The following is a 14643-nucleotide window of genomic DNA, read 5'->3' as shown; positions in this document are numbered from 1 at the left end:
CAGCGCGCCCACTCTCCGCCCCCGTTCCCCTGTCCCGGCCGTCGTGGAGGGTCCCCCTGTTGCTCGCCGCCGAGTCCGTACTGCTGCGCCGTATCCAGACCGTGTACGTGGACGGGACGTCCGCGTCCGGCGGCGGAACAGGACCGGCACTGCGCCGGCTCGAGGCCGAACTGCTCGGCCGCGGCCACGTCCTCTCCCTCCGACTGCACGCGGCGCTCGACTCGCTGCCCTCCGAGGAGCTGGCGGCCGCGCACACCCGCCTGGTCGGACTGACCGACGACCTGCTCGGTTCCGACCGCACCCACGTCCCGCTCTTCCGCCGGTTCCCGCACACCGTGCCGCGGGACACCGAGGCGCTGTACGTGGACCGGGTCTTCGCCTACCTGCTGCAACAGCGGGAACAGCCCTGCGTGCTGTGCGGCGAGGCGCGCACGGTGTTCCCCGTCTCGCCCTGCGCGCACCTGGTGTGCCGGCTGTGCTGGGACGGATCCGACTACGCGGGCTGCCCGGTGTGTCACCGCCGTATCGACGCCGACGACCCCTTCCTGCGGCCGGTCCGCGCCGTCGGTGCCGCCAAGGCACCGGCGCCCGGCCCACTGCGGCTGCTGCGCCTGGGCACGGACCGGGCCGCCGACGCCACCGCCGTGGTCGACGCCCTGCTGGCCCGCCGCACCCCGCTCTCCCCGCAGGACCGCGACGACCTGCTGACGCTGCTGCCCCTCACCCCGGCCGGCCAGGGCCTGCTGCCCGAGGACATCCCGGTCCGGGAGACCAAGGCGATGGTGCTGGGCGCGCTGCTGCGCGAGGCACCGGACGGCCCGCCACCGCGAAAACTGCTGGCCGAGCGGCTCACCACCGCCACCGACGTACTGCGGCTGCTCGCCGTGCTCTCCGGCGGTGACGCGGGACTGGTGACGCCGTCGCGGTTCACGAGCCCGCCGCGCCCGCTGCGCCGCGCACTGCTCTCGGTCCTCGACGGCCTGCCGACGCCGTACCTCGTGGAGGACGTGCTGCGGCATCCCACGGAGTGGAAGCGGGCCGCGGAGGTCCTGCACCCCTTCGAGCGGCACGCCCGGCATCCGCGCGCCGCCCTCGTCTTCGCGGTCCTGCGCGGCACCCCGGTGGATCCCGGTACCGCGTTCGGCGCGGCCCTGCTGAGGACGGCCGCCGCGTACCCGGACGCCGTCCGCGTGGACGGCACCCGGATCCGCCCGGCCACCTGGGCCGGGCGACTGGAACAGGCGGTGGCCGAGGGCGACGCGGGCAGGGCCGCGGCCCTCGCAGGGGAGCGCCCCGGCGAACTGGTCCGCCGTCTGGACCTGCTGCTCCGCCTGCACACCGCCGACACCCTCGAACCCGAACTCGGGAAAGCCCTTCTGCGCGGGCTGCCGAAGGTGGGCCCCGGCCCGCTGCTGTCGGCGCTCGGAGCGCTGCGGACGCGCACCGAGGACCGCACCGGCCGCCGCCGCGTGTTCTTCCCGCGCGGGGAGGTCACCCGCGCCCTGACCGTTCCGGAGCGGCGGACTCCACTGCCCTCCGGGCTGGTGACGGAGACGGTCACGCTGCTGCGGGCGGAGGTGCTGCGCCGGTTCGCCGCCGGAGAGCCGTACGAGCTGTCGGTGCTGGACGCGGGCCTGGCCGACCTCACCGTGCCGTTCACCGAGCGGTCCACCGCGAAGACCCTGGTGGCGGTCCCCCGGGGCAGCACGCAGAACCTGCCCGAGGGCACGGTGCTGCGGCTGTTCCTGCACTGGACCGAACCCCAGGGCAACCGTACGGACCTGGACCTCTCCGTCGCGTTCTTCGACGCCGAGTGGCGGTTCACCGGACTGTGCGACTACACCGGCCTGGTGTACGGCGCGGACGCCGCGGTCCACTCCGGCGACCTCACGTCCGCCCCCGCGCCGCGGGGCGCCACCGAGTACGTGGACCTGGACCTGGAGCGGCTGGCGGAGCAGGGGGACGTCTACGCCGTCCCGCTGGTCTTCAGCTACAACAACGTGCCGTTCGAGGAGCTGCCGGACGCCTTCGCGGGCTTCATGGCGCTGCCCGCACACGGCCCGCGGGACGCCTCCTACGATCCGCGCACGGTCCGTCAGCGCTTCGACCTGGCGGGCGACTCGCAGGTGTGCCTGCCGATGATCGTGGACCTGGGCCGTCGCCGGGCGCTGTGGACGGACACCCATCTGCCGTCGACGGGCGGTTTCCAGAGCATCGGCTCGCACGGCGGTGGCGCGCTGGCCACGGTGGCCCGGGACCTGTGGGAGCAGTTCGGCTCCGGCATCCGGACCACCCTGTGGGACCTCGCGGTCTGGCGGGCGGCGGCGCGCTCCGCCGAGGTGGCCGTGATCTCCCGGGAACCGGAGCCCGCACTGCTGAGGTACCGGCGGCGTCCGGACGAGGACACGGCCGCGTTCGCCACCAGGGTGTCCTCGACGGAGGCCAGCGAGGAACAGCACCGGCACCCCGACCCCGACACGGCGGCGGCCGAACTCGCCTCCGGCAAGCGGGTGTTCCTGGCGACGGTCCACGGCGGCGTCGGGCCGGCGCGGGCATCGGGCACCCTCTACCGGCTGTTCCCCGGCCCCGGAGACGCCTCGGAGACCCTGGCCCGCGTGACGGCCGGCGACCTGGTCGCCGAACTCGGGTGAACCGGCGCCGAGCCCGGGACGCACGACCGGGTGGCCCGCCGACGGCGATGTGCTCCCGGGGCCCGTCTCCTCGAAGCGTGAAGGGAACCAGCGCCCGGAGGGACGGCGTCCGTCGCCGCACAGGATCACCAGCAGTCCCGGAGGAGTTCGAGATGACCGGCACCGCCACCCGTTACCTCTATATCGCCCGGCACGGCGAGGCGTCACCGGACGAGAGCGGTCTGACGGAGGCCGGCCGACGGCAGGCCACCCTGCTCGGCCGGCGCCTGAGGGACGTCCCCTTCACCGCTGTTCACCACGGCCCCCTGCCGCGGGCGGAACAGACCGCACGCCTGATCGGCGACCACCTGAAGAGCGTCCCCCTGCGCGTCTCGGAAGCCGCCGGCGACTACGTGCCCTACATCCCGGAAAGGGCCGAACTCCCGGCCGATTCGGCGGACTTCCATCTCCGCTTCCTCGCCGGTGCCGACGACGAGGAGCGCAATCGCGGACCCGAGCTGGCCCGCCGGGCGCTGGAACTGTTCACCGGGCCGGCGGACGGTGAAGAGGACCGGCACGAACTGGTCGTCACCCACAACTTCCTGGTCGCCTGGCTCGTCCGGGACGCCATGCACGCGCCGAAGTGGCGGTGGCTCGGCCTCAACCACTGCAACGCGGCACTCACGGTCATCCGCTACGCACCCGGCCGACCTGCCTCTGTCCTCCTCTCCAACGACATGCGGCATCTGCCCACCGAGCTGCGCTGGACGGGCTTTCCCGCCGAGTCGCACATCTGAAGGGGTTCCGCCTGCCCAAGCTGCCGTGGAGCACGCCGTCGGCCCGGTCATGGCGCGACGACGCGAGCCGGGTACGCCGCCCGGGGAGGAGAACGGGGCGGTGGCCGTCAGCGGTCGTGGAGGGCCCGGATCTCACCGGCGACCAGCACGGGATCCTCCTCGGCCATGAAGTGGCCGCAGGAGACCGTACGGTGCCGCAGGTCCCCGGCCCAGGCGCTCCACAGCCCCTGGGCGTGGTAGCCGAGCGCCGCGCCCCAGTCCCGCTGGAGGACGGTGACCGGCATGGCCAGCCGGCCGGCCGCCTCCCGGTCGGCGGTGTCGTGGTCCACGTCCACGCCGGCCGAGGCGCGGTAGTCGGCGACGATGGAGGGCACGGCCGCCGCGGACGCCGCGAGGTAGTGGGCGCGGACATCGGCGGGGATCGCCTCCGGGGCCTCGGTCCAGGCGTCGAGGAAGTGGCCGAAGAAAGCGTCGGCGGACGCCTCGATCATCTGTTCCGGCAGGCCCGGGGCCTGGGCCATCAGATACAGGTGGAAGCCGACCGCGCCGGACACGCCGTGCAGGGCGTGCCACATGTCGAGGGTCGGCAGGACGTCGAGGAAGAGCGCCCGGGACACGGTGCCCGGATGGTCCATCGCGGCGCGGAAGGCGACGAGGGCGCCGCGGTCGTGGCCGGCCAGAACGAAGCGGTCGTGTCCCAGACGGGCGGCGAGACGGACCACGTCCCGGGCCATGGTGCGCTTGGAGTAGACGTCCGGGCCGCTTTCGGCGGGCTTGTCGCTGGCGCCGTAGCCGCGCAGGTCCGGGCAGATGACGGTGTGGTCGGCGGCGAGATCGGCGGCGACGTGCCGCCACATCAGATGGGTCTGCGGAAAACCGTGCAGCAGCACGACCGGGGCACCGCTGCCGCCGACGGCGGCGTTCAGCGCGAGGCCGTCGCCGACCGGTACGCGGTGCTCGGTGAATCCGGGGATGCTCGGGTGGGTCACGGCGCCTCCTGCGGCTCGTGGCAGAGTGGACGTTCCGGGCCCGGCGGCCCGGGTCGTCCGGGGACGTCACCCAGGCTGCGGGCCCCGGATCAGCGATCGATGAGTGGACACGCGGCACCCCCGGGGACGGCGCCGCGCTCGAAGGGACCGTGCCGTGGGTGTGGAGTTCGGACTGCTGGGGCCGGTCGCCGCCTGGGACCCCGATGGTGCGCCCCTGCCGCTCGGCGCGCCCCGCCACCGGGAGGTGCTCGGGCGGTTGCTGATCGCCCGCAACCGGGTGGTCCCGGCCGGCCGGCTCGTGGCCGACCTGTGGGAGGACGGACCCCCGGCCGGCGCGATCGGCGCACTCCGCACCTTCGTCGCGGCGCTGCGCCGCGCCCTGGAACCCGGGCGCCCTCCCCGGCAGCCGTCACGGCTGCTGGTCACCGACGGCCCCGGATACGTGCTGCGCGCCGGACGCGAGGCGGTGGACGCCTGGAGGTTCGAGGACGCGGCCGCGCGGGCCGCCGAGGCGCCACCGCACGCGGCGGTCGCCCTGTGGGACCGGGCGCTCGCCCAGTGGCGCGGGCCGGTCCTGGCCGACTTCCCCGCCGCCGCGTGGGCCGCCGCCGAACAGGCCCGGCTGGAGGCACTCCGCCTCGACGCGGTCGAGCGCCGTGCCGACGCCCTCCTGGCCACCGGCGCCGCCCGGAACGCCGTCGTCGATCTGCGGGCCCACGTCACCGCGCACCCGGCGCGGGAGGACGGGTGGGTGCTGCTGGCGACCGCCCTGGACCGGTCCGGCCGCCGCGGCGAGGCCCTGGAGACCCTGCTCCACGCCCGCCAGGCCCTCAGCAGCGCGTACGGACCGGACACCGGAGCCGCTCTGGTACGCGCCGAAGCCCGCATACTCAGCGGCACCACCGGCTCCGCGACCGAGCCGGCCGGGGCGGTGGACGGCGTCTGGGACCGTACGGCCGCCGCGTGGGACCGCTCGGTGCCCGCCCGGTCCAGGGCCCGGCTGTACGCCACCGCCGGCCTGCTGCGCGACCTCGCGGTGACCGGCGCCGACGGCCTGCGCGAGGCGCGCGAGCACCGGCGTGAGCTGGTCGCCGCGGCCGAGACGACCGGGGACACGGAGCTGGCCGCGAGGATCATCGGTTCCTACGACGTCCCGGCGGTCTGGACCCGGGCCGACGACCCCGCCGACGCCGGCGGGCACGTCCGGGCCGCCGCCCGCGCCGCCGCCCGGCTCGGCCCCGGCGGACCGCCCGCGCTGCGGGCCCGGCTGCTGTCGGTCGTCGCCGTCGAGTCACGCGGCGACGCCGCCGCGGACGCGCCGCTTCCCCGGGCGGCCGCCGGGGCCGCCGCCGAACCGTGGCGGCTGCGCGCCGAACGCGCCGCCGAGGAGGCCGTCCGTCTCGCCCGCCGCCTCGGTGACCCCGCGGTGCTCGCGTTCGCCCTCAACGGCGCCTTCATGCAGTCCTTCACCACCTGCGGATCGGCCGCCCGCCGGGACGCCCTCGGCGCCGAACTGACCCGGCTGGCCGTCGACCACCACCTGCCCGGCCACGAGGTCCTGGGCCGCCTCGTCCGCGTCCAGGCCCTCGCCGGTCTCGGCGACCTCGCGGCGGCGGACGCGGAGGCCGAGGAGGTCGACCGGCTGGCGCACCGCGACGAACGGCCCCTCGCCGCGGTCTTCACCTCCTGGTACCGGGCCCTGCGCACCTGCGAGACCGACGGATGGCCGGCGGCCCGCCCCCGGTACGCGAAGCTCCTCACGGAGACCGCGGGCCACGGCATGCCCGGACTCACCCGGGGAGCGGCCGTCCTCGTCGCGCTCGTCCCGTCGATGCGGGACGGCGCCCTGCCCGACCCCGACGACTTCGCCGGCCTCGACGCCGGCCCCTACCGGCCGTGGCTCGTCCCCCTGCTGCAGGCGGCCTCCGGCGCCACCGAGCAAGCCCGGCAGGCACTCGCTACGGTTCCCCGGCCACCCCACGACCACCTCCAGGAGGCGCTCTGGTGCGTACTGGCCCGTACCGCCGCGGCCGTGGGACACCAGGAGGTCCTGCGCCGCGCCCGTGACGAACTCGCCGCCGCCGACGGCGAGTCGGCCGGCGGCGGCAGCGGCCTGGTCTCCTTCGGCCCGGTCGCCCGCCATCTGCGGGCCGCCGACGCGGCCCTCGGCGGGCGGGACCCGTCCTGCACGGGGCCGGCGGACGACGGCGCGTAGGAGCGGCGGCCACGACAGGCAGGACAGCGGAACGCCCCGGGCACCGGCACGGAACGACCGCGCCCGGACGCGCCGGAGGGACGGCCGCCACAGACCGGGCGCCCGTTCCGGCCGCCGGCTCCGGCTCCCGGTCCGGCTGCCCGGCCCACGCGGGGAGGACGATGTCGTCGTACGGGCCTGTCCCCGCCCTGAGGCAGCCGGGCGGAACCGTCCGTCAGTCCTTGCCGATGACGACCACCTCGTCCGCGGCCGTCCACCGGCGCCGCTCGGCCTTGGGCGGGTTGACCCGCACGCCGTGACCGGGACCCGTCGACGAGCCGTCGCGGCTTCGGTAACCGATGGCGCATTCACCGCGATGCCGTGCCGCGGCCACGACCGTGGCGAAGGACGCCTCGCACCCGGGCCGTACGTAGTCGGCGGCCGGCCGCAGGCGGACCCCGGTGCCGTCGGCGGAGAACAGTTCCTCGAACACCGCCGCCAGGTGACGGTTCTGGGAGATCTGCGCCATGAGCAGGCCGATGAGCTTGCCGCTGATGATCACGTCGGCTCCGGGACTGATGGGGGCCAGCGCCCGGTTGCGGTCGTCGATCAGCTCGGTGACGACCGGCAGTTCGCGCCCGGTGGCCTCCTCCAGTTGGCGCAGCAGCAGGAGGGTGACGAGCGTGCGGTTGTCCGGGTCGTCCGGCGGCTGTCCGGGAACGGGGTCCCGGCCGAGCACGATCACGCTGTCGTAGGAGTGGACGTCCAGACGCCGCAGGGTCTCGGGACGGGTGACGTCCCCGTGGTGCAGTGTCAGGGCCAGGCCGGTGCCGCCGTGCGCGTCGGCCTCGTCCACCTGCCGGACCGTCGCCTCGTCGTCGTCCGCCACCACGTCGACGGCGGATCCGGGCCGGGCACGGCGGCGCAACTGGTCGATCATGAGCGGTGCCCGGCGGTTCCAGCCCAGCAGGAGAACCCGCTCCGCTCGCGCGGGTGCCGGCGGCCCGGACGCCATCGCCCCCTTCTCGACCAGCTCCGCGCAGTCGCCGAGCCAGGCCGTGTCGTCGTCGCGGGAGATGACGACGAGCAGGTCGTCCGCGGCAAGGGGCGTCTGCTCCGGCGGATTGAGCAGGGGAGTGCCCGAGCGCACCACCCCGACGACACACGACGTCGGGTAGGACAGCAGCGCGTCGCCGAACGGCCTTCCGGCCAGGGCCGGTTCGGCGATCAGGTAGAACTCGTCGCCGGCGAAGTCGAGGAGCTCCTGGTGGACCAGGGAGAGCCCGGGGCGGCGCGCGGCGTGGACGATCAGCCGGGCGGTGACGGTGTCACTCTCCAGAATGACACCGCCCGGCCCGGCGGCGAGACGGGCGGCCAGGCGGTAGCGGTCGTCCCGGACGGCGGCGACGACGGGCGGAAGGGCGGCCTCCGCGGGCAGGGCCGCCCTGAGCGCCAGCAGCGTCTTGACCACCTCGGCGTCGGCGTCCGGCTCGTCGTGAGGCATCACCAGCACGACACCGGCCGTCTCCGGGCTGGTCAGGCCGATCACGGCCGGATCGGTGGTGGGACCGCTGCGGCAGATCAGCCGCGTACGGCCGCCGGGGCCCACCTTCGTGCTCAGGGCCTCCTCCATGGCGGTCTTGTCCCGGTCGGCCAGCACGGCCACCGCCGCCCGCCGCTGGTTGGCGTTGGCGGCCACCAGCTCGCCCACCACCGTGAAGACCTGCTCCGACCACCCCAGGACCACGGCGTGCCCTTGCTCGAGCACCGTGGAACGGCCCCGGCGCAACGCGGTGAGCCGCTCCGTCAGCGCCGTCGTGATCAGACCGACGAGGGTCGAGACGTACAGCAGGGCGACCAGCGCGAGCAGCAGCGACAACGTCACCCGCAGCGGCGTACCCGTCGAACCGCCCAGCCGCAGTGTCTCCCCGGTCAGGCGCCACACCTGCGCGAACCGGTCCGTCAGGGACGCCGGCGCGTCGGGGTCGGTCCACACCAGCACCGCGCTGGCCGGGACGACGACGGCCAGACACAGCAGCGCCATCCAGCCGACGAGGGCGGAGGCACCGCGGGTCAGCGTGCTGTCGAACCAGTAACGGGCCCTCTCGCCGAACCGAGCGCGCGGCTGCGCCACCCTTCCCCCCTAGGTCGCCCCGCACCCCTGAGGCCCGGGACGGCGCCGCGTACGCGACGCGCCACGCGAGCCCGCCGGAGAGCACGGATGTGGATACGCACCTGGCAGTGTGCGGGAAAGATCGCGACGACATCGCGGGGTCGCCCGGCATTCATTCCTTCGGGTTCCCCGAGCCGTCCGCACCGGCCGGCCCGCCGTGACGTCAGGGTTCGTCGCCGCTTCGCTCCTTCGGGTCAACTCCGGGGCGAAAGAAGGGTGTCCGGTCACGGCCACCAGTACAAAGGCCGCCATGACTGAAGATCACACGGTGGTGCGCTCGAACGGCGGCTTCTCCCGGAGGAGCTTCACGGCGGCGGCCGGCACGGCCACAGTGGCGACGGCCCTGACCGGCGGTGCCGCCGCGGCCCTGCCCGCGCCGGCCGCCCCGGACGACCGCCGTGGCCCCGACTTCGACCGGTGCCTCGCCGTCGCCCGCGCACTGCTCGTCCTGGACTCCGACGACCGCCCCCTCGTCCCGCGTTACCGGCGCGTCCTCCAGGAGGGACTGCCGGCACGCCGGCGGACCCGCCCCAGGGACGTCCTGGTCATCGGCGCCGGTCCGGCCGGACTGGTGGCCGCCTGGCTGCTGAAGAGGGCCGGCCACCGGGTGACGGTGCTGGAGGCCAACGGCAACCGCGCCGGCGGACGCATCAAGACCTTCCGCAACGGCGGCCACGAACACGCCGCACAGCCCTTTGCCGATCCCCGGCAGTACGCCGAGGCGGGCGCGATGCGCATCCCCGGCAGCCACCCCCTGGTGATGGAGCTGATCGACCGGTTCGACCTGAGGAAACGGCGTTTCCACTACGTCGACGTCGACACCGAGGGCCGCCCCGCTTACCGCACCTGGATCCACGTCAACGGCATCCGCGTGCGGCGCTCCGACTACGCCCGCGCGCCCCGGCGCGTGAACCGGTCCTTCGGCGTTCCCCGGGCTTACTGGGACACCCCCGCCGCCGCCATCCTGCGCTCCGTGCTGGACCCGGTGCGCGACGAGTTCAGCCGTGTCGGCCGTGACGGCAAACGGGTCGGCAAACCGCTTCCCGAGCAGGTGAAGGGCTGGGCCCGCGTGGTGCAGCGGTTCGGCGACTGGTCGATGTTCCGCTTCCTGACCGAGCACGCCGGCCTCGACGAGCGGACCATCGACCTGATCGGCACCCTGGAGAACCTCACCTCCCGCCTCCCGCTGTCCTTCATCCACAGCTTCATCGGCTCCTCCCTCATCAGCCCCGACACGCCCTTCTTCGAGCTGGAGGGCGGCACGGCCGTACTGCCGGACGCCCTGCTGGAACGCGTGCGCGAGGAGGTGCGGTTCGACCGCCGTGTCACGCGTATCGAGTACCACCACCCCGACCGCGCCTCGTCGGACACCGAGCACGTCCGGGGCAAGGGACCGCACGTGTGGGTGGACACCGTGTCCGAGGGCCGTGACGGGCCCGTCGTACGCGAGCAGTTCACCGCGGACGTCGCCGTGGTGACGGTGCCGTTCTCCGGCCTGCGCCACGTGCAGATCGAGCCGCCCCTGTCGTACGGCAAGCGCCGCGCCGTCTGCGAACTGCACTACGACAGCGCGACCAAGGTGCTGCTGGAGTTCAGCCGCCGCTGGTGGGAGTTCGGCGAAGCCGACTGGAAGCGCGAGCTGAACGCCGTCGAGCCGGGCCTGTACGACGCCTACCGCACCGGCCGCGCCACCGCGGACGGCAGCCTGCTCGGCGCCCATCCCTCGGTGCCCGACGGGCACATCTCGGCGGGCCAGCGCACCCACTACGCCGCCAACCGCGCGCTGACACGCGACCAGCCGGAGGCGGTCGGCGTCGTGGGAGGCGGATCGGTGTCGGACAACGCCAACCGGTTCATGTTCCACCCCTCCCATCCGGTTCCGGGCAGCGAGGGGGGAGTGGTCCTGGCGTCCTACAGCTGGGCGGACGACGCGCTGCGCTGGGACTCCCTGGACGACGAGGCACGGTACCCGCACGCCCTGTGCGGTCTCCAGCAGGTCTACGGCCGGCGCATCGAGGTCTTCTACACCGGCGCGGGCCGCACGCAGAGCTGGCTGCGCGACCCCTACGCCTACGGGGAGGCGTCCGTGCTCCTGCCCGGGCAGCACACGGAGCTGCTGCCCGCCATCCCGGTACGTGAAGGGCCGTTGCACTTCGCCGGGGACCACACGTCCGTCAAACCGGCGTGGATCGAGGGAGCCGTGGAGTCCGCCGTGCGTGCCGCCCTGGAGATCCACACGGCATGAGCCGAGCGGCCCCCTGAACCACGACGCCACCACAGTCCGCGGCGCCGGTGCGCCGCGGACTGTGGTGGCGTCCGCCGTCAGGATGCCGGGTCCGGGTTGTTCCCGCGGCGCAGTACGCGGGCGCACCAGCCGATGATCATGGCGTTGATCAGTGCTCCGAGGAGGATGGAGAGCAGGAACGTGGTGTCGGCTTCGGGCAGGAGGAACAGCAGCACGACGCTGGACGGGGCGGTGGCGAACAAGGGGACGACGGCCGCCATGGACTCGTCGGATGCGGTCACGACCGCCCATCCGAACAGCAGCGCACAGCACGTCAGGTAGATGCGGGCGGCGGTGCCGAAGGTGCGGCGCACGCCGCGTAGGACGAGCAGACCTGGGCGGGGCATGGTGGTGGGCTCCTGGAGGGCGATGGCCGGTGGGCTGTCAGGCGGGGGAGTGGGGCGGGTTGGGGCGGGTGAGGCCGAGGTCGTAGGCGAGGATCGTCGCCTGGACCCGGTCGCGTAGTCCGAGCTTGCGGAGCAGCGCGTTGACATGGGACTTCACCGTGCCGACGGTGATGCCGAGGTGTTCGGCGATCTCCGTGTTGGTGAGTCCCGCGGCGATCAGGCCGAGGACGCCGCGCTCGCGGCCGGTCAGGCTGTTCAGCTCACGGGGCGTGCTGCCGCCCGGAATCGCGGTGCTCGGTCCGGAGGTGTAGTGGCCGATGAGCCGGCGGGTGGCGGACGGGGCGAGGACGCTCTCGCCGGCGGCCACCACCCGGATGCCGTTCAGCAGTTCACCGGGGTGCACGTCCTTGAGGAGGAAACCGGAGGCGCCGGCGCGCAGCGCGTCGAACACGTACGCGTCGAGGTCGAAGGTGGTCAGCACCAGGACACGGGGTGCGTCGGGACGCCCGGTGATGATCCGGGTGGCGGCGATGCCGTCCAGTTCGGGCATGCGGACGTCCATGAGGACCACGTCGGGTGCCAGTTCCCCGGCGAGCCGTACCGCCTCGGTGCCGTCGGCGGCCTCGCCGACGACCGTCATGTCCTCCTCGGCGTCGATCACGGCGGCGAACCCCGCCCGTACGATGCCCTGGTCGTCGACGACCAGCACCCTGAGGCTCATCGTTGTCCCTCCTCGTCGTCCTGCGGTGCGGCCGGTGCCGCGGTCAGCGGCAGCAGGACGCGTACCGGACCCGACGGGCCGGCGGTGACCGTCCCGCCGGCCATCGCCGCACGCGCCGACAACTGCTGACACAGAGCGGAACGCACGGTGTCCGGAACGCCGATCGCCGTGATCGTCAACGCGGCGTCGTCCGCGTCGAGTTCCACCGCCATCGGCTCCTCGCCGCCGGCCGCGAGCACCGTTTCGCAGGCATGGTAGGCAGCCAGGTCCACGGCGGTGGGCAGCCGTCTCGGTATCCGGTCGGTCAGCCGTATCCCGACGTCGCGGCCGGTGGCCCGGATCTGCCGGCCGAGGAGGTCCAGGGCCTGCAGGGTGGGCTGCGGCCGCAGCGCGGGCACGGCCCTGGAGTCCCGGACCGTGTCGAGCAGGGCGCGCATCGCGGCGAGGGCCTCGCGGGCGCGTTCGGCGACCTCGTCGAGCCGTCCCGCCTCGGCCTGCGCGACCATGTCGGCGGTCCGCGCCAGCACGGTGGTCTCCAGTCCGGTGGCGATCCGGCGGCGCTCGGCCCAGGCGTCCCGTACCGCCTCCTCGGTCCAGGCCGCGAGATGTTCCGCCTGCGCGCTGCGGGCGGCCCGGCGGTGACGCCCGCGCAGGGTCCCGGCCCACCACGCCGCGCCGACCACCAGGGCCGTCTGGGCCGCCGCGGCGGCGGCCCAGACGGGGAAGGACGTGCCCCGGTGCACCAGCGCGGCGGTCGTGGCCGCCGAGTGCACCACCACGGCCACGACCGGGCCGGTCCACGCGGGCAGGCGCGGGCGGCCGCCGGCGACGGACGGGCCGGTGGCGGCCGTGCGGGCCGCGACGGAGACGACCACCGCGCAGATGGCGGCCGTGCTCAGCAGCGGAGGCAGGAGCACCCACCCGCTGTACCCACCCACCGCCATCGCCACCGGCCAGAGCAGAGCCAGAGCGAGTACGACGCCCAGGGTGGCGCCGGGCGCCCGGCGCCGCCACAGCAGTGCGAGCGCCTGCCCCGCGGCCAGCAGTGCGAAGAGCACACCTACCGACACCCCCGGACCGGTCGGCGCGGATTCCGCCCGTATCAGCAGGGAGGGAAACAGCGGTTGCAGGACGAGACCGGTCGCGGCCGTCACCTGCGCCAGGCGGTACTGCCACGGCACCGACCGCTTCACCGAGGCGGCGGCGACCCGGCCGGGCAGGACCGTGCTCACCTCCCAGCCGCCCTCCGCCGTCGGGCCGCTGGTCAGGGTGCCGCCGGCCTCCCGGGCCCGCGACCGCAGAAAGCCCTGGCCGCGCCCCGAGCCGAGGCCGGCGCCATGTGCCGGCGAACCGGCCGGCGGTGCGGCGCTCGTGACGACGACCTCCGTGCGGGCGTCGCCGTACCGGCACGTCACGGTGGTGTGCGCACCGGGTGCGTGCCGCGCCACATTGGTCAGCGCCTCGCGAACGATGCCGTACGCCGCGTCCGCGACGGCACCGTCCGGCAGCGCGTCGATCTCGTATTCCACGTGCCGGCCGAGCCGGGAGAATCCGGCGACCAGCCCCAGCATCCGTTCCCTGGGCGATGGCTGCTGTTCCCGTGAGGGGGCCGGTGCCCGTACCGCGCCGAGCGCCCGGGTGACCTCACGGCCCGTCTCGGCGGCGAACCGAAGGGCCTCGTCGGCCAGTTCGGGGCGACGGTCGCGCAGTCCGAGCGCCGCACCCGCCGTGACGACCACGGCCGTCAGATGGTGGGCGCTGACGTCGTGCAACTCCCTTTCCATCCGCTGCCGTTCGACCGCCGGGAGCCGGTGACGCTCGATCTCGGCCCGCTTCAGCCGCTGCTCGGCGGCCTGCCGCGCCAGCCGGCTGCGCCGTGCCAGCATTCCGGCGGCGGACGCGGCGGCGTACAGCACGGCTGTCAGGGCGAGGTCGAGTCCGTCGCGGTCGCTGAGTCCGTGCAGGGTGATGCTGTACAGAGACTGCCAGAGGGCGAGCGTCATCACGCACAACAGGGCGGTGAAGGTGTCGCGTTCGCGGGCCACGGTGAACAGGGCCAGGGCCACACCCGCTGTCCCCGGCACCGCCGTGGCGCCGGTGGGCAGGGGACCGGCTCCCAGCGCGCAGGCGGCGGCGACCAGGGCAAGGGTGATCACCGGCTTCGAACGGCGCAGCGAAAGCGCGGCCGTCACCAGCCCGGCGACGAGGGCCGCCACGAGAAGGTCGGCCCCCGCCGGAACGCTCCCGCGGATCACGTCCGCCCCCGGCCACACCGCGGCCTGGGCGCCGAGCAGCATGAGGGGCTGAAACCGGTCGTCGGTGTTCTTCATAAGAGATCAAGGTTATGGCCGCAGGTGAGCGGCTGTCCTCGGACCCGAGGCGGACCCCGTTCTCTTACCTGGGGTGCAGAGGCTGCACCCGCGGTTCGACGCGGTGATCGTCCCGTGGCGGGAGGATCCGGCGGTGCTCCCGGCCGTAGTCTCGATCACATCGGGAAAGCGGCCGGCC

The 14643-nt window shown here is 74.5% G+C and carries 9 protein-coding genes; 4 read left to right on the top strand and 5 right to left on the bottom strand.

The window, feature by feature from the left end; translation table 11 throughout:
• The first annotated feature begins 59 nt into the window (after positions 1–59).
• Both IH50_RS0121790 and IH50_RS0121785 read left to right on the top strand, forming a co-directional pair.
• Complete coding sequence (locus IH50_RS0121790; RefSeq protein WP_030864793.1) at positions 60–2651, top strand: MXAN_6230/SCO0854 family RING domain-containing protein; 2592 nt, start codon at positions 60–62, stop codon at positions 2649–2651.
• A 152-nt stretch (positions 2652–2803) separates the two neighbouring features.
• Complete coding sequence (locus IH50_RS0121785) at positions 2804–3427, top strand: histidine phosphatase family protein (RefSeq protein WP_030864789.1); 624 nt, start codon at positions 2804–2806, stop codon at positions 3425–3427.
• A gap of 107 nt (positions 3428–3534) precedes the next feature.
• Here the strand turns inward: IH50_RS0121785 and IH50_RS0121780 are convergent, their stop codons facing one another.
• Positions 3535–4416, bottom strand: a complete 882-nt coding sequence (locus IH50_RS0121780) for an alpha/beta fold hydrolase (protein WP_030864787.1) — start codon at positions 4414–4416, stop codon at positions 3535–3537.
• Positions 4417–4570: 154 nt separating this feature from the next.
• Between IH50_RS0121780 and IH50_RS0121775 the strand changes: the two genes are divergently transcribed.
• Positions 4571–6631, top strand: coding sequence for an AfsR/SARP family transcriptional regulator (locus IH50_RS0121775; protein ID WP_030864779.1), 2061 nt, complete (start codon positions 4571–4573; stop codon positions 6629–6631).
• A 214-nt stretch (positions 6632–6845) separates the two neighbouring features.
• On the opposite strand, the gene IH50_RS0121770 is transcribed toward IH50_RS0121775, so the two are convergent.
• Entirely contained in the window at positions 6846–8744 is a 1899-nt protein-coding gene (locus IH50_RS0121770; protein WP_030864778.1) for a CASTOR/POLLUX-related putative ion channel, read from the bottom strand.
• Positions 8745–9033: 289 nt separating this feature from the next.
• Here IH50_RS0121770 and IH50_RS0121765 point away from each other — a divergent pair, with 289 nt between their 5' ends.
• Complete coding sequence (locus IH50_RS0121765) at positions 9034–11028, top strand: flavin monoamine oxidase family protein (RefSeq protein WP_030864777.1); 1995 nt, start codon at positions 9034–9036, stop codon at positions 11026–11028.
• Positions 11029–11105: 77 nt separating this feature from the next.
• Here the strand turns inward: IH50_RS0121765 and IH50_RS0121760 are convergent, their stop codons facing one another.
• Genes IH50_RS0121760 through IH50_RS0121750 form a run of 3 tightly spaced genes read right to left on the bottom strand, consistent with a single transcriptional unit; the run spans position 11106 to position 14465 of the window.
• Complete coding sequence (locus IH50_RS0121760; RefSeq protein WP_030864776.1) at positions 11106–11414, bottom strand: SCO4225 family membrane protein; 309 nt, start codon at positions 11412–11414, stop codon at positions 11106–11108.
• A gap of 37 nt (positions 11415–11451) precedes the next feature.
• Positions 11452–12135 carry a response regulator gene (locus tag IH50_RS0121755; protein ID WP_030864774.1) on the bottom strand — a complete coding sequence of 228 codons (684 nt, stop codon included), beginning with the start codon at positions 12133–12135 and terminating at the stop codon, positions 11452–11454.
• Entirely contained in the window at positions 12132–14465 is a 2334-nt protein-coding gene (locus IH50_RS0121750) for a histidine kinase (protein ID WP_030864771.1), read from the bottom strand. The genes IH50_RS0121755 and IH50_RS0121750 overlap by 4 nt, the downstream gene beginning before the upstream one ends.
• Positions 14466–14643: the final 178 nt, after the last annotated feature.

Source organism: Streptomyces sp. NRRL S-37 (assembly GCF_000721605.1).
Taxonomy (GTDB): domain Bacteria; phylum Actinomycetota; class Actinomycetes; order Streptomycetales; family Streptomycetaceae; genus Streptomyces.
This window is presented reverse-complemented; position numbering and strand designations above follow the sequence as displayed.